Below are 18,960 nucleotides of genomic sequence, written 5' to 3' on the forward strand. Positions count from 1 at the left end.
GAATATGGACGGCCGCGCAGCTAGTTAGCCTTAGCGCAGCCGCCTTTGAGCAGCAGGTTCTTCCGAGTTCCTCCAGCGGTGCAAGTTTATCTATATATAGTTTGAACTTGTGATTTTACTATTTTGGATTGGCCGTGACTCCAGAGATATTTGGACTTCCGGCCGCTGTTGTCTGCAGATTTCTTGATTATATACCGCTGTTCGCGGTGGAAATCCGCAGACAAAGGCGGACGCTATCGCTCCTACAGTTCCAAACTTCCCCTCCGTCACTTTTTCCCAATTTGTTATTTCAAGTACAATCTATATAATCTCTTACTTCTTCAAGCCTTTATCTTTAAGGAACTGTTCGAATTGTTTGGTCACTTCCGCCACGTATTTCTCTTCGCCCGCTTCCTTCAGCTTGCCGTACAGGACAGGCCAGGTTTCTTCAAAATCCAGTGTTCCGGTAACAAGACCACGCTTGTATTCCCCCCACACGGCATTCAGGTTGGCGATCTCTGTATTCACCGGCTCGGAATTGAACTTGAAGGCACCGACAGGATTGACCTCGGAATCGGAATTGATTTTTTTGGTTTCCTCCCAGACATTCTCCGGCTGGCCTTCCTTCAGATACGAATTAAATACGCTGCCAAACACCCAGTCCATATTCGGCAGATACCGGGAATCCGGCAGCGCCTTGATGTAATCCCCTGTCGTCTTCTCGTAGTGAACACCGGCAATACCATTGCAGAGCAGATTGTACAGCTCCTTGTCGGTATTCACCAGATTCAGCAGCATCATGGCCCGTTCCGGATTAGGAGCGGTACGGCTGATCGACTGGTTGGTCGTCGCCGAGTAGCCGTTGGAGAACCAGTCGCTGAGCGGAACCGTGATGACCTCGTTGCCGCCGTTTTTCGCTTTAACTTCCGCTTCTACCCCCGGCTTCAGCGTAACGTTGAAATCTACAGCAATCTGGCCTTTCGCCAAATAATCGTTCATCTTTTCGGTAGCTGCGTCCTTGTAAATGTAACCTTCTTTATACCATTTGCTGGCCAGCCGGAAATTGTCCAGTTCTTCTTCCGGATAGCGGTACAGCGTATAAGTCGGATCATCTGTTTTGATGTAGAAATGATCATCCAGTCCCGGAACTACCCAGTACTTGTCGTCATGCGACTGAGGATTGATAAAAGAAGTGCCGAATACGCCAAACGGAATAATATCCGGCTCATTCTGCTTGATTTGGGCCAGGAAAGGTTCAATATCAGCAATCTTTTTGATGGAAGCGGTATCAAGATTGTACTTGTCAGCAAACCGCTTCTGAATGATAAATCCGTAACGGGAGCCGTTGATCTGCTGGTTCGGAATACCGTATATTTCACCGTCTACGGAAAGACCGTCCCACATCACCTGCGGCACATCTGCTTTCAACTCCGGCGCGTATTCATCCAGGAGAGCATCCATCGGCTGAATGGCTCCTTTGCGTACCAGCTCCTCCGGCTTCAGCATGTAACCGGTCCAGAGAATGTCGAACTTCTCACCCGCAGCAAGCACGGTGTTCATCTTCTGCACATAGTCCCCGATCGCAACAGGCATCAGCTTGACTGTAGCGTTGATCTTTTCCTTCACAATCTTGTTAACTTCCTCCTGGACCTTGGCCTGGTCGGCCTGAAGCTGCGACAGCGGATAATACCAGGTCAGTTCAACCGGCTTCAGCTCCCCGGCATCTCCCGAATCGGGTGCTGCGCTTTGCACACCTGCTGTGGCGCTGCCTTCCGTAGCGCTCGCCCCGTTACCGTTACCGTTGCCGTTATTGTTGCCGCCGCAGCCGGCTAGAACCGACCCCGCGAGCAAGACAAACGCCAAAACCCCAAACAGTCTTTTTTTCATTTGAGTGACCTCCTGTACTTTGTACATGATTGTATGTTAACCCTTTAGGGAGCCAACCGTAAGCCCTTTGACAAAAAACCGTTGAAAGAACGGGAAGATAACCACCATCGGTCCGCCCGCCAGCACGGCAATGGCCATCCGCGCCGAACTGTTGGGGAAACTCGCCAGATCAATACCGAGCTGTCCTGTAAACTCCGAATTCGTGGTGAGAAACTCGATACTGTTGAGTGTCCGCACCAGCAGCAGCTGCAGCGGCACTTTATTGGGATCATCGATGTAGAGCATGGCGTTGAACCATTCATTCCAATACGTAAAGGAAATCAGGAGACCCAGAGTAGCAAGCGCCGGTGTGGATAAGGGCAGGATAATCCGGAAGAAAATACGGAATTCCCGCGCCCCGTCGATTTTGGCCGATTCAATGATCTCATGCGGGATTTTGGACATGAACCCTTTCATGACCATGATATTGAACGGTGATAGCAGGATCGGTAGAATAAGCGCCCACAGGCTGTCTTTCAGATGCAGGTATTGCGTAATGAGGATATAGGAAGGAACGAGCCCCCCGCTGAACAGCATCGTGAAAAATACATAAAATGTCGTTACCCGGTTGTACCGGTAATCCTGTCTCGAAATGACGTAGGCGGTCATCGCAGTCAGCAGCAGGCCGGCCAGCGATCCAACTACGGTCACCGTTAGGGTCACCCCGTAAGCCCGGAACAGAATGTCAGGAGCATCCAGCAGATAGCGGTAGGCATCCAGACTGAACGACTTAGGGATAAACTGATAGCCGTTTTGGGTCAGCGCCTTTTCATCCGTCAGCGATACCGCTATGACAAGCAGAAACGGCAGGATGACCACAAGTGAGAGCACCGTAAACAGCAGGTTAATGAACAGCTTGGAAAATTCGAATTTTTTGGCCACTGCCATGGCACCTCCTTACCACAAAGAGTTATCGGGATTGATTTTGCGCACAATTGCGTTGGCCGACAGCACCAGTACCAGACCGACAACCGACTGGTAAAAGCCAGTAGCCGCCGACATGCTTACATTGCCGACTTCACGCAGCGCACGGTAGACATAGGTATCAATAATATCTGTTGAGCCGTAGAGAAAGCCTGAGTTGTTCGGTATAAAGTAATGCAGCCCGAAGTCGCCGCGGAACATGTTGCCGATGGATAGGATCAGCATAATAATAATGATGGGTGCCATCAGCGGAATCGTAATTTTGAACGCCATCTGCCGCTTAGTCGCACCGTCAATCCGCGCCGCCTCGTAATATTCGCTGTTGATGCCGATAATGCCGGCAAAATAAATCAGCGTGTTGAACCCGATCACTTTCCACAATTGAACCAGAATGAGGATCACCGGCCACGGTGCGGCATTCTGGTACCAGCTCACCGGCTCGAGACCGAAGGACTCCAGGGTGCGGTTGATAAAGCCGTCGGAATGGTTCAAAAAGGCATACGCCACATAACCCACCAGCACCCACGATAAAAAATGGGGCAGGAACAAGGCCGTCTGGTAGAACTTGCTCCACTTGGCCTTGATTTCGTTCATCAGAATGGCCAGCAGCAGCGCTGCTGAGGTGCCTATCAGAATGTAAGCGGTGTTATAAAGGACCGTATTACGGGTAATTCTCCACGCCGTATCCGTGGTGAACAAATAACGGAAGTTATCAAGCCCTACCCACTTGCTGCCGAATATGCCCAGATCGTAGCGGTAATTTTTAAAGGCGATAATCAGGCCAATCATTGGAATATAGGCAAAAATTAATTTGTACAGTATTCCCGGCAGCGAGAGCAGGAACAGCTCCCGGTTGTTCTTGAAATGGTGAAGCTCTCTTCCGATCCACGTCTTACTGCGTTTTCCCGGCGGTGCACCCGCATGTGCCCCTTGCTGCGAGAGTGATACATTCTTCAACATAGCCAAAGCCCCTTCCTTTCCTTCCTTAGCGGCTGCCTGTGTTCCAGGCTTTGCACGACTAACAATAGCGTGGAATATGGCTTTGGCGGTACTGTACAATTGCAGGATTGCTGTACAGAGGGGCTGTATTGTTACCGGATTCCTGTTCCGGCGCGGCTGAACGCAGCAGCAGTACAGCAAAAGGCCCGCACAATGAAAAGCATTCATCTGCGGGCCCGGACTAGATATGGATTAAGATCTGTTTTATTTGCTGCGGTCTATAGCTGATTTCAGGCGGTACTCCTTAGGCGTCGTCCCGTAACGGCGTTTGAACAAGCGGTAGAAATAACTCTCATTGCCAAACCCGACCTTTTCCATTATCTCCGTCACGGTTAAGTCCTTCTGCTCCAGATACTCTCTGGCATAGGCCAGGCGTGCTGCGTTGATCTGATCGACTACGGTCGTTCCTTCCTGCGTCTTGAACACCTGTCCCAAATAAACGGAGCTCATTTTCAGCATGTCGGCGATCCGCTGCACATTGAGGTCTGGATCAGCGTAATGCTTGTCGATAATTTCCTTCACCGTTTCAGCCAGCAGCCGGTTCTTATCCTCGCGCCCGCTCCGCCGCTGCTCCGCAACCTCGTGCACAACCTCCAGCAGTACTGCCTCAATCTCATCCAGTGTCTCTTTTTCAAGAATACGCCGGTTAATGGCCTGCAGGTTGACCGACACCGGATTGATGTTGTGATTGTTCATTTCACTAAGCGTATTGCTTAGTGTAACCGCCAGATGAAGCACCGCAGAGTACATATTTTCGAAGCTGAACCCTCCGATCAGCTCTCTCCAGCTGCGGATCGCCTGCTCTGTCTCCGCCAGATCCCCGCCTTTAAGTCCTTCCGTCAGCTGGCGTTCCAGCTCCTGCGGGATGCGCAGCGATTCATTCCGCTCATTCTCCCTTAGAAGATCAGGTTCAAGTATTGCTCCCTTGCCGAAAATCATCCGGTAGCCCAAATGGCGCACGGCCAGATTATAATGCTGCGAAATGCAGCGGTAGTCCGTGAATATTTCGCTCAGTGTCACCGTAATGGTAATGCGGTAATAGCCAAGGATAGTTTGTTGAAGCTCCCTGAAGCGCTCTCCCAGCTTTTCCAGTGTCCCACTTTCACTGCCGACGATAAAAACAAGATGCCCGCTTTTCATATCCGCCGCTTCACAGGAACCGTCAAGGCGCAACAGCTCCTGGCCGATATTGCCAATGGCAAAGTAGAGCAGCGATTCCATGTGTAGCCCCGGTCCGGCGGCAAGTCCCTGCAGATCATCGATCTGCACCAGCGCCAGGCGGAGCGGGGACGGATAAGCGATATCAATCCCGTACTGCTCCCTGATCTGCAGAAACGCCCGCTCGTCTACGCTGCCGCTGAGCCCGATCAGGCTCCGCAGCTGATATACCTTAGCAATATTGGACTGCGATGCCCGTTCCTGTTCCAGCCCCTTTAGCTTGCCGAGCATCTCGGTCACGTTGGCTGTAATCAGCGACAGCTCATCCTTCACCTGCGGAGCGCCGCGCTCATCCTGCGGCACCAGCGTCAGCAGCTGGCCCACCGGCTTATAGAGCCGCAGCGAAAAGAACACAGACAACATTACAGCTAACAGCACTACAGACAGCGTTACTGCCAGTTCTGTCCACTTCATCTGCCGGACGCTGCCAAGCACGACATCATAATCCTGCATACTGACAATCTGCCAGTTATTCAGGGCTTTACTCAGATAAGTGACCTTATACTTTCTGTCTCCGTAAGTGTAGTTAAAAGAATCGAGCGGCGTGTTCGAGGAAGAGATCCGCGGCAGCAGATCCTGCTTAATATTAAGTCCGGCCGGAAGCTGCCCGTCGGTCGAAATAAGTACCTCACCCTCGCCGTCGGTGACGAAAAGAACATCATTTTCCCGCTCAGCCACATGATTAAGCGCTTTCATATTGTCTAGCATCCATCCCGGCTTTACGGTCAGAATCAGCACATTGTCATTGATTGAACCCAGGGAATCTCCGTCATACATGAAGAAAGCAAACACATCGATCCCTTCGTTCTTGCCGTCAAGGTCCAGGGGAATCAGCTGCAGCTTCGGCAAATCGGCCCGGGAGGCCATATAATCCTCTAAGGCACTATAAAGGAGGCTGTTATCAATGTCATGGTTCAGCGATGAGAAGAACCGGTGCTGCGCACCGTTGTAAAAGACCGCAGCGTGCAGATACGGTGATGAGGCCACCGTATGGTTCAGCCGTTCGATCTTCAGAATGCTTTGCCTGTAATCCGCACCGGACTTCAGTGCAATCAGTTCTTCGTCATTGTACAGGGAAACCGCCAAATCCTTTACAATGCCATTCATGTTCTCAATGTTGTAGTTCATTTGGGTCAGCAGCTTGCGGTCAGCCTCATTTTGCAGGCTAAGCACCTTGCCGCGGGCATTGGTGTTCAAAACAAATGAAGCGATGGCCAGTATGGCGACAACAAGCATAAAGCTGAGCAAAATCCGCTGTAAATATTTGCGCGAGCGGATCGTCTGTAATACATTCATGGGTCCTCTCTCCCTGCTCTTAGGGTGACCTTAATATAATCCCGCGCGATTTTGCTTGTCAATCCTCGTTATCCTGAAACGTCCTCCGGGCGTCTTCCTCGTCAGGCCATGTCCCCCGGCTCTGCGTGAAACAGCTCCCGCAGAAGTGTCTGCGCGATCACCCCGTGACCCGATGCATCCGGATGGATACCATCGCCATAGCGATACGAGCCGTTCAATGAGCGTTCCTGCCGGATATGCTCCAGCAGCGGAGTGCGCAGATCGATGATGCCGTCAGCGGGGCAGATCCCTGATAACAGCCACTCCGCATAACGCTCAAGTACAAGGTCATAATCCCTGTAGGGCGCCAGATAGCTGAAACCGGATGCCTCCGCAGGCAGAAGCTGGCCGTTCATTGATGCGGCGTCAAACGGCGGCGGAGTCATCAGTACGACCTTGGCTCCGGCCTCACGGATCTTTGCACTCAGTCGCAGCATTCCTTCCCTATAGGCTGCGAACCGTGCTTCGGAAAAGGGATGGTAGATCCCGTCATTCATGCCATAGCATGCTACAACCACGCCGGGGACTGCTTCCGCAAGTTCTTTTGTCAGGCGTTCATGCACACAGGGCCGCGGGAACGGATGATCCGCTTCGCTGAGGCCCGAGGCCGTCTCACTGGGAACACCGCGTGCAGCCAGCTCCACGGCCAGATCCGGACGATGCTTCCGCAGCCATTCTCCGGCCAGACGGATATAGAGGCCGTCAGCTGTAATGCTGTCCCCAAGAAACAGAATGAGGGGCCTCATGGAATCTTTTGTTATGTTATCAGTAAATAAATTTAGCATACTTCTCCCTCCTGTTGATCGCACCGGTCCCTGGCCCAGCCGAAATCGGGCGGTACACCCGCAAATTAATGGTAGCGCCGCGTGCCCTTTTCCGCCTTGACGATATCGACCATCTTTAGCATAATATGGCCATGACAACCAAACTGTTTGCGCGGGACATCGGACTTGAACCCGGCTTCACCTTCAGAATCCAGAAGTGTCCGCTGACCCATGATTACTACGTCCATAGCCATGACTTCTCCGAGCTCGTCGTCATTTTGTCGGGAAACGCGGTACATATTATCGAGGGGAGGGAGTATCCGGTTAGCGCCGGCCAGGTTTTTCTAATCCATAGCAATGTTTCCCACGGTTACAAGAATGTCGACGGCATCGAATATGTTAACGTGATGTTCCAGCCCGAGCAGCTGCTGCAGCAGTCCGAGCTTAGGCTGATGCCGGGCTTTCAGGCGCTGTTCTATATCGAGCCTTTCTACCGGAAGGAGATGTACTTCAAAGGCATGCTCACCCTTGACGACGTGCAGCTCCGGGAGGCTACCCGTCTGCTGGACTGTATTCTGGGAGAGCATGAACAACAGCAGGAAGGGTACAGGCTAATGATCCGTACCTATTTCACCGCACTCGTTGGCATGCTGTCACGGTATTATCAGAACAGCAGCGGACGGGAGGATAACAAAGCGCTGCGGATCGGTGAGACGGTTACCTATATCGAAGAGCATTTTCTGCAGCCGATCACTCTGCAGTCCATGGCAGATATGGCCTACATGTCAACCCGCCAGTTCCTGAGGGTCTTCACCCGCAATTATCAGACCACCCCGATGGATTATGTCATCCGCAAGCGCCTGGATTATTCCTGCACGCTGCTGCGGAGCCTGGACCTCACCATATCCCAGGTGGCCATGGACAGCGGCTTCCACGACCAGAACTATTACTCCCGCCAGTTCCGCAAAGTATTTAACTGCACACCAAGCGAATACCGCGAGAGGATACGGGACTCCGGGCAGGCAACCCCAGTCAATCCTTGAACGCCTCCGTACCGGCGGCTGTCTCATCCTTCTGGCGCAGCCGCCGCCGGTACGCTCCGGGGGTTACGCCAAACCTCGCACGGAACAGACGCGTCATGTAATTGGTATCTTGAATGCCTACCCGTTCGGCAATTTCGGAAATACCCAGCACCGTACCGCTAAGCAGTTTTTTGGCTTCTTCCAGACGCAGGTGCAGCACGTACTGCAGCGGCGTTGTGCCGATATGCTGTTTCATGCACCTCGTTATATAATCTGCCTGGAAATGCAGCTCCTCCTCGAGTCCTGCGAGATTAAACGGCTGCCTCCAGTGAATGTCCAGATAGCTTGCTGCTGCCCGGGCCAGCCGTACCGTAGGCTCTGGCAGAGCAGTCCGCGCGCATTCCGCCTGAAGCAGAGCCATTAGCCCGGCCAGCAGCAGATGAAGCCGGAGTGCATTTTCCGCGTTCAGCCGGCTGTGAATCTCGTTCATCTCATGCAGAATCGGCTCCAGTGCCTCTACATCGACTGCTGCGAATTTCGGCATGTACAGACGCTGCTGTCCAGAAGGCTCTTCATCCTCTACCGTTCCTTTAGCTAGCAGCGACGGCCAGGGGATATCCTCCTGACGGATATAAGCCGGCTTACACGCATGGATGAAGTGTACCCAGTAAATCTCCGTATCCTCTGCGCAGGCCCTATGCCCGACATGTGGCTGCCCCGCCTCCAGTACCAGCAGCTTGCCCGGACCAACCTCGTATTCCTTATCTTGTTCTGTCATATAGAGCGTTCCCCGCTTCACCAGCAGCAGATCGTACACTGCGAAGGTGCGGGCGAAATGCCGGTCTCCCGGCGACCAGACGGCATGTCCCACCGTGACGAACTGCGGCAGCGGCGGGATGGCGAATTCCAGGCACAGCACCGTATATCTCTCCTGTCAAAGTCGATTTTGTGCTATTCAAAGTCTATATTATCACTGGCTGCCCTGGCAGAAAAGAGGTACATTGACTGGGAATCCGCTTTACATCCAACCATATAAGGGGCTGTTTATCGATGCGTTTTCGTCAGGTTCACCTCGACTTCCATACTTCCGAAGCCATTCCCGGCATTGGACAGGAATTCTCCAAAACCCAGTTTCAAGCCATGCTGCGTGCCGGACATGTAGATTCAATCACCGTGTTCTCCAAGTGCCATCACGGCTGGGCTTATCATCCCAGTGAAGCCAATGAAATGCATCCGCAACTCTCCTTTGACCTGCTGGGGGAAATGATCACGGCGGCTCACGAGATCGGGGTCCGGACACCGGTATATTTGTCGGCTGGTCTTGATGAGAAGCTGGCGCGCCGCCATCCCGAGTGGCTGATCCGCGATGCAGAAGACCGGACACGCTGGGTGAAGGACTTTATGACGCCGGGTTACCATGAGTTTTGCCTGGGCACGCCCTATCTGGACATTTTGCTGGCCCAAATCCATGAGGTCGTCTCCAGGTACGATGCAGACGGCATCTTTCTCGACATCGTCGGCGCCCGCAAATGCCGCTGCCAGTATTGTGTAGCCGCACTTCGGGCAGACGGCCAAGACCCCCGCGACGAGACATCCGTAGTTGCCTTGGGCGAAGCGACTTATCTGAACTATGCACGCCGCGTTCGGGAGACCATCGACGCCGTGAAGCCCGGTCTTCCGGTCTATCACAACAACGGTCATCAGCAGCGGGGCCGCCGTGATCTCGTCCATGTCAACAGCCATCTTGAACTGGAATCGCTTCCGACCGGAGGCTGGGGCTACGATCACTTCCCGCTGTCGGCACGGTACGCCCAGCCCCTGGGCATGGAATTTCTCGGCATGACCGGCAAATTCCATACGTCGTGGGGTGAATTCGGCGGTTACAAGCATCCGAACGCACTGCGGTTCGAAGCCGCACTCAGTCTCGCCCACGGCGCCAAATGCTCCATCGGCGACCAGCTTCACCCCTCAGGCCTGATGGACGAAGCCACCTATGCCCTGATTGGAGCTGCCTACGCCGAGGTAGAGGCGAAGGAGCCTTGGTGCAGCGGAGTCGAATCGGTTGCCGACATCGCGGTCCTGTCCCTGGAAGCGGCGCGTGAAGCCTGTCCCGGCGGTCACGCATTGAAGGGGCAGCGCAATCTGGCCGATGCCGGTGTCGTGCGCATGCTGACTGAAGGCCACTTCCTGTTCGACATCGTGGATATGTCCAGCGATTTTTCAGCTTACAAGGTGCTGATTCTGCCTGACGAGGTGCCGGTATGGCCGGAATTTGCCGGTGCTATAGAAGCCTTTACAGCAGGAGGCGGCAAGGTGCTGGCCACGGGGCGTTCGGGCTTGAACACGTCCGGGGATGCTTTTGCGCTGAACCTCGGAGTCAACTGGCTGGGAGTTAATCCATACCGGCCAGCTTATTTCCGTCCGCACTTCACGCCCGGTGCCCTGCTGCCGGCCTCCTATGTGATGTATGGCGAGGGCCAGCTAGTGGAACTTAACGGCGGTCATTCACTGGGCCACTTGGAGAATCCGTATTTCAACCGTGATGTCTTCACCTTTTGTTCCCATCAGCACACACCCGGTGCCAGAGAGGACAATGGTCCAGGCATGGTCGAAAGTGAAGACGGAATCTATATCGCCTGGGAGGTGTTCAGCGATTATGCGGATGGCGGGCATCTCATCCTGAAGGAGATGGTGCTCCATGCCCTGTCCCGGCTGCTTCCTCAGCCTGCCCTGACTACCAGTCTGCCGGCCCGGGGAATAACGACACTGCAGTACCAGCAGGCAGAGCGGCGCTATGTGCACCATCTGCTCTATGCCGCCCCCGTACTCAAGGGCCGCATTGAAGTCATCGAAGACATCGTGCCGCTGCGGGACATTTCCGTCAGCCTGCGTCTCCCGACCGCTGCCCCCGTCCAGCGTGTCTATCTTGCCCCGTCGATGGTAGAGCTGCCGTTTACGGCAGGCCAGGAGGGTGAGCTCTCTTATACGGTTCCATACCTGGAGAATCACCAGATGGCAGTGATAGAGCTGGCGTAGCCAAAAATGCTTCAGGTAAGCCGCACATTTTTATTTAAAAAGGGACGTCGCAGCAGCCTCCGGCTTCTGTAACCTCCCTTTTTTTAATCCGCTATCCGCGTGTTAATCCCTTTTTCCTAGACATCCCTGCTGCTTGCCCAAAATAATCCTCAGTTATTGTCCTCCGGTTTGATAACACCCTTTTTGATAATTATATTCCCATATAAGGCCTCTTCACCCGTAATTACAATGGCATAGCTCTGCCTGGAGCGGGTATAAAACGCAAAGCGTTCCTCGTATCCGATGGTTGCCGCCTCATCATGCTTGGCGATAATGTCTTCATAGGTAGACCAGATCACCGGTACCGTCTTGTCTCCTTCAACCACAGCCATGAACGCCGCCTGATGCTCCGCATAATGATCCAGGGGAAGCAGCTCAAGGATCGCATCAAGCAGCCGTGGAATCCCGATGCCATCATATCTCAACACTCTTGGATGCAGTGCATGCCCCGGATAATTGGCATCCGCCAGCACAAGCTCATCCCCATGGCCCATCTCCATCAGTACACGAACCAGTTCGGGAGACAGGAGCTTTGGTATTTTCTTCAGCATATTGTTCCTCCTGGAGCCGGGCTACATTCCATAGAATGACCTTAAAGCAACAAGCTCATCAATACGGTTCTGGGGCAATTCACGTTCACCATTAATCATCCGTGTAATAAACGTCAGCTTAGCTGTATATTCGAGCCTTTCCATGTTCAGATAGGCGCTCATTACATCCTTGCCCCAGGTCAGTGCACCGTGACTCTCCAGAAGGACTGCTGTTTTCTTGCCCAGAAAAGGAATTAGCGAATCAGGAATCTCTTCTGTCGAAGGTGTCCCATACTCTGCCAGTGGAATATCCCCCATGGCAATCACAGACTCTGGCATCATCATCTTGTCCAGGCTTTCTCCTTTGATCGCAAATGCAGTTGCATATGGAGGATGCGCATGAACTACACCTTTCATCTCAGGCAGCTCGTTATAAATTTTAAGGTGCATTTTCACTTCAGTAGACGGACGGTAGCCTTCCGCGGCTTCAAGAATCTCCCCCTGAAGATTAACCTTTACGAGCATATGCGGCTTTAAGTACCCTTTGCTTACTCCGGTCGGTGAAGTAAGAATCTCTGTTTCCGATAGGCGAGCAGAAATATTGCCGTCATTAGCGGCTATAAAATCCTTGTTAAACAGGTTTCTGCCTATATCACAAATTAGCAGCCGCAGTTCCTCTTCAGTATGATTCATTGGTTACTCTCCTTTATTTAGTGGATGATTTATAAAGCCGGATAATAACTGGAAAGCGTACAGGAACGGGCCACAAGATCTCTGACCTCAGCCTTCTGGACGGCTCCCAAGGCCGTTAATTGAACCGCAATATTCCCGATCGCACTCGCTTCTACAGGTCCGGCGACAATTTCCTTGCCGGTAGCATCTGCCGTAAGCTGGCATAGAAGTACATTCTGGATTCCTCCGCCGACCATATGAATTCTGCGGATGATCTGTCCGCTTAGCGCTTCCAGTTCTTTAACTGTCTCTGCGTATGAGAAGGCCAGACTATTCAGAATCGTTAGAATGATCTCTGCCTTTGTCCGCGGCGGCGTCTGTCCGGTCCGGGTACAATACGCTTCTATCCGTCCCGGCATATCGCCTGGTGTGCTGAAGAGATCATCATTGGGATCAATGACCGGTGCAGCATACGCTGTCCTATGAACACTTTGGGCAAGCATGGCAGCCTCATGATGAGACACCGGTTCACCCGCTTCCGCCCAGCCCCGCTGCGTTTCCTGCAAAATCCATAGCCCAGTAATATTCTTCAGCAGACGATTGCTGCTGCCATAGCAGCTTTCATTCGTAAACCCGTATTCACGGGCCAGATCCGTAATGACCGGCTGCTCCGTCTCCATTCCCACCAGGGACCATGTTCCACAGCTGATAAATGCAGCATCTGCTTTGGATATATAAGGAATCGAGGCCACCGCAGAAGCCGTGTCATGTGAAGCTCCAGCTATAACCTTGATGGGGCCTATGCCAAGTTCTTCCTGCAAGGCAGGCAGTACAGAGCCGATAACCGTGCCAGCCGGAACCAGAGCAGGAATCAGTTCAACCGGGAGACCCAGCTTGTTCAGTACCTCCAGTGAAGGTCCAGTTTCCCCTGCGGCCAGCAGGCCGCTTGTACTCCAAATCGTCTGCTCCGCCACACCAACACCCGAGAACAGGTAATGGAACAAGTCAGGCATCATCAGCATTTTGTCCGCAGTCTCTCTTAGCCAAGGACTGATACGCAGATCGGCAAATAGCTGATATACTGTATTGATTCTGGCTGACTGGTTACCTGTTAACCGAAACTGTTCTTCCGGCGGCAATAAGGAGTCCAGGATACCCGCACTGTCAGCTGTTCTCTGATCCCTGTAATGGTGCGGCGAATACAGGAGCTGTCCTTGGCTGTCAATGAAGCCGTAATCGACCCCCCATGTATCTACACTCAAAGCCGTCAATGAACCCTGAGCCTTTGCAGCTTTCCGTATGCCCTGCTTCATTTCATGAAAAATCCTCAGAACATCCCAGTACAAATGTCCGCCCGCCTGCACCGGCTGATTAGCAAAACGGTGAATTTCTTCCACATGAATACTCTCACCGTCATACACGCCTAGCATTACCCTGCCGGAGCTTGCCCCCAGGTCCATCGCCAGCAAATTTATAGCCTCGTTCATACTATCCGCACCTGCTTCATTTGAGGATTTAATACATCGGCCCGAAGTTCCGGCAGGCTCTGTAATCTGCACTCTCCAGATCCTCTGTACCGAATAAAGACCATACCCGCGGTCTGAAAATACGTGACTCTTCCACATTGTGCATACTGACCGGGATCCGCAGGATAGAGGCAAGCGTTATCAGATCTGCGCCGATATGCCCGTAGCTTATAGCTCCATGGTTGGCTCCCCAATTGTTCATGACATCATAAACAGATTTGAATGAACCCTGATTCGTCAGCTTCGGAGCAAACCAGGTTGTTGGCCATGTCGGATCTGTCCGTTCATCCAGCGTCTTATGAACAGCCTCGGGCAATTCCACGGTGAACCCCTCTACAAGCTGAAGTACAGGACCGAGTCCCTTCACCAGGTTGAGACGGGCCATCGTAACAGGCATTCCGCCTTTGGTCAGGTAATCCGTTGAGAAGCCTCCCCCCCGGAAGTATTCCTGCGATGCAGCGCGGAAACGGGTCTGTGCGATACATTTATCCGCTTCTTCATCCGTAATCTCCCAGAAGGGCTTAATCGCCGGCTTTCCGTCAATACTCTGCTCTCCTGTTCCATCGAGCGCCGCGGAGCCGGAGTTAATCAGATGCAACAGCCCGTTTGCCGCGTCTCCCTCCAGCATATATCCGGTTACACGCTCAACAGCGGCAGGGCTCCAGTACGTGCGGACATCGGCGAAGATTTGCGCGGTGTTCGTGAGCAGATAATTGAACAGCATGGTAACACCATTCAAGCTGTCATTTTCAGTCGCCACAATGTACGGTGCGCGTCTGCCGTTCCAGTCAAAGGAGGAGTTCAGCAGAGTCTCCATGAAATCTCCGTTCGGAAAATGATCCGTCCAATGCCGCTGGCCCTGGAAGCCGCCGACAAGTGCGTTATGCCCGTTCGCCTCTTCCTCGAAGCCGAGCTCGGCCAGCTTAGGATTACCGACCATGAGATCGCGTGCAATGAGCGTCATTTTCACACATGTCTCCCATTGCTTTTCCTTTTCCTCATCGCTGATTTGCAGCTCCGGCGGGTTATTATCTGCTCCGATCCGGCAGTTCTCCTTGACCCAGGCCAGTGCGTGCTCAAATTCTGCTTGATCATAGATTTCTTCCTCAAAACGGCGGACAAATTCAGACATATCCACATACTCGTTGCGCATGCCCAGATATTCCTGGAAAAACTGCTCGTTAACAATCGAACCCGCGATCCCCATAGATACGGAGCCCATAGACAGATAGGATTTGCCCTTCATCAAGGCCGCCGCCAGAGCGGATTTGGCAAACTGCAGCAGCTTGGACTGCACATCCGCCGGTATCTCTTCGCTGCCGGAATCCTGAACATCCTCACCATATATGCCGAAAGCCGGAATTCCCTTTTGTGCATAGGCAGACAATACCGCAGCCAGATATACCGCACCCGGACGCTCGGTTCCATTAAATCCCCACACTGCATGTGGAATAGTAGCATCCATATCCATAGTTTCCGAACCATAACACCAGCACGGGGTTACAGTAATAGACACTCCAACATTCTCACTTGCAAACTTCTGTGCGGCAGCCGCGGCTTCCTTAACACCGCCGATTGTAGAATCAGCGATAACACACTCAACCTGAGAACCATCCGGATAAAAAAGCTTTTCTTCCAGAAATTTAGCCACACGCTGCGCCATGCCCATCGTTTGGACTTCCAGCGATTCGCGGACACCCCGTCTTCTGCCATCAATGGTGGGCCGGATACCAATCTTCGGATAATTTGTTGCCACTGCTGTTCCTCCTCAAATTAAGTGGTTGAATACTTGCGGCAAATCCATTTAGAAATAAATCAATCCTGTGGATAAAGCGCTATCATTAATGTTTTGGAACTGATTAAATGAAGTTCATGTTAATAATAGAATCGAAATTCAATGAAGTCAACAACAAACCACATAATAATCTTATACTTTTGTGGTTTATTGTGATATTAACAAAAAATAGTGTGGGGTTCATGAGGATTTCTGACTATCTCTTTGTAAATTGTAGTACACTATGTATATTAAATGATTTTTTTAATTAAGGGTGGATAAGACATGAAGGCATTTGAACGGCGGGACCTCATTATTAACGAGCTTTATAGACATAAAAAAGTGCATGTCGCTGACCTCGCTCAGAAATTCCAGGTATCCGAAGAGACGATCCGGCGTGATCTGGACAAGCTTGATAAAGAAGGACTGGCCAAAAAGAATTACGGCGGCGCCATTTTGAATGCGCATACCAATGAAGATCCTTCCTATGCCAGCAGACACCAGATCAACCTTGAAGCAAAAGGCATTATTGCCGCCAACGTGCTGGACTTGATTAATGACGGGGACAGTCTGATGACAGATACCAGTACAACCGCTTTTGAAGCCTTACGCAAAATTACCGAGGCCAAGCAGAATCTAACGATAATCACCAACTCATTGGCTGTGTTGTCCGAGTTCCAGCATTCCGGCCACAAGCTGATCTCCACGGGTGGTACTTTAGGGCCTGAAACCAGTTCCTTCGTTGGCCCCACAGCTTCCCAGAGCATACAAAAGTACAATGTGGATGTAGCTCTATTCAGCTGTAAAGCACTGTCGATGACAGGAGGCCTCAGTGATTCCAACGAAGAAGAGAGCGAACTAAAAATTCTAATGCAAAAGCAGGCCAGTAAAGTGGTGCTGCTCGTAGACCATTCCAAATTTGACCGAATTGCCTTCATCAAGCTCTTCAGCTTTGATAAGGTGGATTATATTGTGACCGATCAGAAGCCTTCGGAGGAATGGATCGCTTTTCTGAATACATATCAGGTATCCGTTCTCTACAGTTCAGAGATCTAATATACACTTCACTGGGAAGGGGCTGAGTCATACAATGGGATCGATAAGTGTGGCTGCTTATCACGCTCCCCAGTGGTTTCCATTCGTTCTTATCGCTGTCGAGCCTGTATTATAGCGATACTGTGGATGGTATTCAAAAAGCTCCGGTAGGCAAACTTCCTGCACCTGATTTAGATAGCGCTTACACTAAAACCAAGAAGCCCCCATTCCATCATGTTTCCTACACCCCAGAAAGTCGCGTGAAGGTACATTTATGATAAATATAAAAACAGGCTTACAAAATCGCCCGAAAGCAAATTGTAAGCCTGTTCTGGTAATACCGGCGAGAGGACTCGAACCTCCACGGTTTCCCACTCGATTTTGAGTCGAGCGCGTCTGCCATTCCGCCACGCCGGCATAAATTTAAATGTTATTTTAAAATAATGGCGCGCCCTGAGAGATTCGAACTCCCGACCTTTTGATTCGTAGTCAAACGCTCTATCCAGCTGAGCTAAGGGCGCATAATATGGAGCGGACGACGGGAATCGAACCCGCGACCCTCGCCTTGGCAAGGCGATGCTCTACCGCTGAGCCACGTCCGCACACGGTATGTATTCTTATAACACTGTGGGATTTACATCCCTGAAGCCATCTAAATGGCGGAACCGACGGGATTCGAACCCGCGATCTCCTGCGTGACAGGCAGGCATGTTAGGCCAACTACACCACGGTTCCAAATTAAGTACTACTGGGGTCCCCGGAAAGTAATCGGAATACACTATAAAGCATATCTTCACTTTTTGGGGATTAATTGCGGGGGCAGGATTTGAACCTGCGGCCTTCGGGTTATGAGCCCGACGAGCTACCGGGCTGCTCCACCCCGCGTCAGTAAAAGTATTCTCTTCCTCGATGGTTCATCTGGTGGAGGCTGAGGGGTTCGAACCCCCGACCCTCTGCTTGTAAGGCAGATGCTCTCCCAGCTGAGCTAAGCCTCCATCGAAAGAAGCAACTTAATGATCTTATCACATATTCCTTATAAAAGCAATCTTTATTATGGAAAATGGTGACCCGTATGGGATTCGAACCCATGTTACCTCCGTGAAAGGGAGGTGTCTTAACCCCTTGACCAACGGGCCATATCAATAATGTCGTTTGTGACAACAAAAAATATTATACCAATTATTCTGTAATATAGCAATACTATATTTACTAATTTTCTATCTATGTCCTAGGAGACCATTCCAAAGAAGACAACACTGCCTCGGAGACTTCTTCTACAGTTAATGACTCTGTATCTATATGCCGCCGGAATAACGCCTGTTGTAGTCCGCTAAGGCATCTGTCGATCTGTAGCGCTGCCCAAGAGTCCTCTCTCTCCCCACGGCTCCTTAGCCACTTTAAAAGGGTCTCCCGTGTAGCACACAAGGTGAAATGTTGAACTGCAATGCCTTCATTTTGCAGCCTGCCTGTCAGCTCCACATATTAAGCGGGTTCAACAATTGTCATGGGTACGATAATCTTCCCGTTATATTCAGAATCGATGTGCTTTAACATCGCATAATTGATTTCACGCCAAGGCTTATAATCCTGAAAATCATTATTGAGCATACCCCAAGGTACATTCTGACTAATATATTCGCCTGCATTCTCCGGATCAAATACAAAGGAATTTGCTATTCTGAGTTTCAGCTCTGCAGCAATCCCAAGATAATTCATTATTTGCAGTATAACCAATCCGGTAAACGAACAAAAGACCACTGCTGATAGTATCAACAGTGGTCTTAAGTGCTTGGCGGCGTCCTACTCTCCCAGGACCCTTCGGTCCAAGTACCATCGGCGCTGGAAGGCTTAACGGTCGTGTTCGGGATGGGTACGCGTGGAACCCTTCCGCTATCGCCACCAAACGTCAGGCTTGATCGCCTGAAAACTGAATCCGAAACGAATCTGCGTTCTTCGAAATATTGGATAAGCCCTCGACCGATTAGTATTGGTCAGCTCCATGCATTGCTGCACTTCCACCTCCAACCTATCTACCTCGTCGTCTTCAAGGGGTCTTACGTATTGGGAAATCTCATCTTGAGGGGGGCTTCACGCTTAGATGCTTTCAGCGCTTATCCCGTCCGTACGTAGCTACCCAGCCATGCTTCTGGCGAAACAACTGGTGCACCAGCGGTACGTCCA

Annotated in this window: 14 protein-coding genes, 7 tRNA genes and 2 rRNA genes; 3 read left to right on the forward strand and 20 right to left on the reverse strand. The window is 51.6% G+C overall.

What is annotated here, in order from left to right; translation table 11 throughout:
* Positions 1 to 312: 312 nt before the first annotated feature.
* The 5 genes from L6H70_RS11830 to L6H70_RS11850 form a co-directional block, all read right to left on the reverse strand.
* Positions 313 to 1,866, reverse strand: coding sequence for an ABC transporter substrate-binding protein (locus L6H70_RS11830; protein WP_236332990.1), 1,554 nt, complete (start codon positions 1,864 to 1,866; stop codon positions 313 to 315).
* A 36-nt stretch (positions 1,867 to 1,902) separates the two neighbouring features.
* Positions 1,903 to 2,787, reverse strand: coding sequence for a carbohydrate ABC transporter permease (locus L6H70_RS11835; RefSeq protein WP_236333270.1), 885 nt, complete (start codon positions 2,785 to 2,787; stop codon positions 1,903 to 1,905).
* 15 nt (positions 2,788 to 2,802) lie between these two features.
* Entirely contained in the window at positions 2,803 to 3,789 is a 987-nt protein-coding gene (locus L6H70_RS11840) for an ABC transporter permease (protein WP_236332992.1), read from the reverse strand.
* Positions 3,790 to 4,032: 243 nt separating this feature from the next.
* Positions 4,033 to 6,342: a helix-turn-helix domain-containing protein gene (locus L6H70_RS11845; protein WP_236332995.1), complete on the reverse strand. Its 2,310-nt coding sequence runs from the start codon at positions 6,340 to 6,342 to the stop codon at positions 4,033 to 4,035.
* Positions 6,343 to 6,443: 101 nt separating this feature from the next.
* Positions 6,444 to 7,166 (reverse strand): GDSL-type esterase/lipase family protein, encoded by a 723-nt coding sequence (locus tag L6H70_RS11850; protein ID WP_236332997.1) that lies wholly within the window; start codon positions 7,164 to 7,166, stop codon positions 6,444 to 6,446.
* Positions 7,167 to 7,297: 131 nt separating this feature from the next.
* Between L6H70_RS11850 and L6H70_RS11855 the strand changes: the two genes are divergently transcribed.
* A complete protein-coding gene (locus L6H70_RS11855; RefSeq protein ID WP_236332999.1) occupies positions 7,298 to 8,188 on the forward strand; it encodes a helix-turn-helix domain-containing protein in 891 nt (296 codons plus the stop codon).
* Here the strand turns inward: L6H70_RS11855 and L6H70_RS11860 are convergent.
* Complete coding sequence (locus L6H70_RS11860) at positions 8,178 to 9,086, reverse strand: AraC family transcriptional regulator (protein WP_236333001.1); 909 nt, start codon at positions 9,084 to 9,086, stop codon at positions 8,178 to 8,180. The two genes, L6H70_RS11855 and L6H70_RS11860, sit on opposite strands and share 11 nt — an antisense overlap.
* Before the next feature lie 131 nt (positions 9,087 to 9,217).
* Between L6H70_RS11860 and L6H70_RS11865 the strand changes: the two genes are divergently transcribed.
* Positions 9,218 to 11,203 carry an alpha-amylase family protein gene (locus tag L6H70_RS11865; RefSeq protein ID WP_236333003.1) on the forward strand — a complete coding sequence of 662 codons (1,986 nt, stop codon included), beginning with the start codon at positions 9,218 to 9,220 and terminating at the stop codon, positions 11,201 to 11,203.
* Between the two features lie 149 nt (positions 11,204 to 11,352).
* Here the strand turns inward: L6H70_RS11865 and fucU are convergent, their stop codons facing one another.
* From fucU to L6H70_RS11885, 4 genes are read right to left on the reverse strand one after another with little or no spacing between them, the layout of a single operon-like run.
* The gene (gene fucU, locus L6H70_RS11870; protein WP_236333005.1) at positions 11,353 to 11,793 is read right to left on the reverse strand and encodes an L-fucose mutarotase; all 441 of its coding nucleotides are present in this window, start codon (positions 11,791 to 11,793) and stop codon (positions 11,353 to 11,355) included.
* A 21-nt stretch (positions 11,794 to 11,814) separates the two neighbouring features.
* Positions 11,815 to 12,465 carry a class II aldolase/adducin family protein gene (locus L6H70_RS11875; protein WP_236333007.1) on the reverse strand — a complete coding sequence of 217 codons (651 nt, stop codon included), beginning with the start codon at positions 12,463 to 12,465 and terminating at the stop codon, positions 11,815 to 11,817.
* Positions 12,466 to 12,494: 29 nt separating this feature from the next.
* Positions 12,495 to 13,931: a rhamnulokinase gene (locus L6H70_RS11880; RefSeq protein WP_236333009.1), complete on the reverse strand. Its 1,437-nt coding sequence runs from the start codon at positions 13,929 to 13,931 to the stop codon at positions 12,495 to 12,497.
* Between the two features lie 28 nt (positions 13,932 to 13,959).
* Positions 13,960 to 15,726 (reverse strand): L-fucose isomerase, encoded by a 1,767-nt coding sequence (locus tag L6H70_RS11885; RefSeq protein ID WP_236333011.1) that lies wholly within the window; start codon positions 15,724 to 15,726, stop codon positions 13,960 to 13,962.
* Positions 15,727 to 16,029: 303 nt separating this feature from the next.
* Here L6H70_RS11885 and L6H70_RS11890 point away from each other — a divergent pair, with 303 nt between their 5' ends.
* The gene (locus L6H70_RS11890) at positions 16,030 to 16,800 is read left to right on the forward strand and encodes a DeoR/GlpR family DNA-binding transcription regulator (protein ID WP_236333013.1); all 771 of its coding nucleotides are present in this window, start codon (positions 16,030 to 16,032) and stop codon (positions 16,798 to 16,800) included.
* A gap of 317 nt (positions 16,801 to 17,117) precedes the next feature.
* Here the strand turns inward: L6H70_RS11890 and L6H70_RS11895 are convergent.
* The 10 genes from L6H70_RS11895 to L6H70_RS11940 form a co-directional block, all read right to left on the reverse strand.
* Positions 17,118 to 17,196: transfer RNA gene (locus L6H70_RS11895), tRNA-Leu, on the reverse strand.
* Between the two features lie 27 nt (positions 17,197 to 17,223).
* Positions 17,224 to 17,300: transfer RNA gene (locus L6H70_RS11900), tRNA-Arg, on the reverse strand.
* A gap of 6 nt (positions 17,301 to 17,306) precedes the next feature.
* Positions 17,307 to 17,381 (reverse strand) — tRNA-Gly (locus L6H70_RS11905).
* Positions 17,382 to 17,436: 55 nt separating this feature from the next.
* A tRNA-Asp gene (locus L6H70_RS11910) sits at positions 17,437 to 17,514 on the reverse strand.
* 76 nt (positions 17,515 to 17,590) lie between these two features.
* Positions 17,591 to 17,664 (reverse strand) — tRNA-Met (locus tag L6H70_RS11915).
* Between the two features lie 34 nt (positions 17,665 to 17,698).
* Positions 17,699 to 17,774 (reverse strand) — tRNA-Val (locus L6H70_RS11920).
* Between the two features lie 66 nt (positions 17,775 to 17,840).
* A tRNA-Glu gene (locus L6H70_RS11925) sits at positions 17,841 to 17,915 on the reverse strand.
* A gap of 346 nt (positions 17,916 to 18,261) precedes the next feature.
* Positions 18,262 to 18,495 carry a hypothetical protein gene (locus L6H70_RS11930; protein ID WP_236333015.1) on the reverse strand — a complete coding sequence of 78 codons (234 nt, stop codon included), beginning with the start codon at positions 18,493 to 18,495 and terminating at the stop codon, positions 18,262 to 18,264.
* Positions 18,496 to 18,566: 71 nt separating this feature from the next.
* Positions 18,567 to 18,683, reverse strand: a 5S ribosomal RNA gene (rrf, locus tag L6H70_RS11935).
* A 57-nt stretch (positions 18,684 to 18,740) separates the two neighbouring features.
* Positions 18,741 to 18,960, reverse strand: a 23S ribosomal RNA gene (locus L6H70_RS11940); the annotation flags it as partial.

The organism is Paenibacillus auburnensis (assembly GCF_927798115.1).
GTDB lineage: Bacteria > Bacillota > Bacilli > Paenibacillales > Paenibacillaceae > Paenibacillus_AQ > Paenibacillus_AQ auburnensis.

Coding starts and splice junctions, on each gene's coding strand:
- L6H70_RS11930 (WP_236333015.1), bottom strand. CDS start 18,495: ATGAATTATCTTGGGATTGCTGCAGAGCTGAAACTCAGAATAGCAAAT.
- L6H70_RS11850 (WP_236332997.1), bottom strand. CDS start 7,166: ATGCTAAATTTATTTACTGATAACATAACAAAAGATTCCATGAGGCCC.
- fucU (WP_236333005.1), bottom strand. CDS start 11,793: ATGCTGAAGAAAATACCAAAGCTCCTGTCTCCCGAACTGGTTCGTGTA.
- L6H70_RS11880 (WP_236333009.1), bottom strand. CDS start 13,931: ATGAACGAGGCTATAAATTTGCTGGCGATGGACCTGGGGGCAAGCTCC.
- L6H70_RS11855 (WP_236332999.1), top strand. CDS start 7,298: ATGACAACCAAACTGTTTGCGCGGGACATCGGACTTGAACCCGGCTTC.
- L6H70_RS11845 (WP_236332995.1), bottom strand. CDS start 6,342: ATGAATGTATTACAGACGATCCGCTCGCGCAAATATTTACAGCGGATT.
- L6H70_RS11875 (WP_236333007.1), bottom strand. CDS start 12,465: ATGAATCATACTGAAGAGGAACTGCGGCTGCTAATTTGTGATATAGGC.
- L6H70_RS11865 (WP_236333003.1), top strand. CDS start 9,218: ATGCGTTTTCGTCAGGTTCACCTCGACTTCCATACTTCCGAAGCCATT.
- L6H70_RS11830 (WP_236332990.1), bottom strand. CDS start 1,866: ATGAAAAAAAGACTGTTTGGGGTTTTGGCGTTTGTCTTGCTCGCGGGG.
- L6H70_RS11840 (WP_236332992.1), bottom strand. CDS start 3,789: ATGTTGAAGAATGTATCACTCTCGCAGCAAGGGGCACATGCGGGTGCA.
- L6H70_RS11890 (WP_236333013.1), top strand. CDS start 16,030: ATGAAGGCATTTGAACGGCGGGACCTCATTATTAACGAGCTTTATAGA.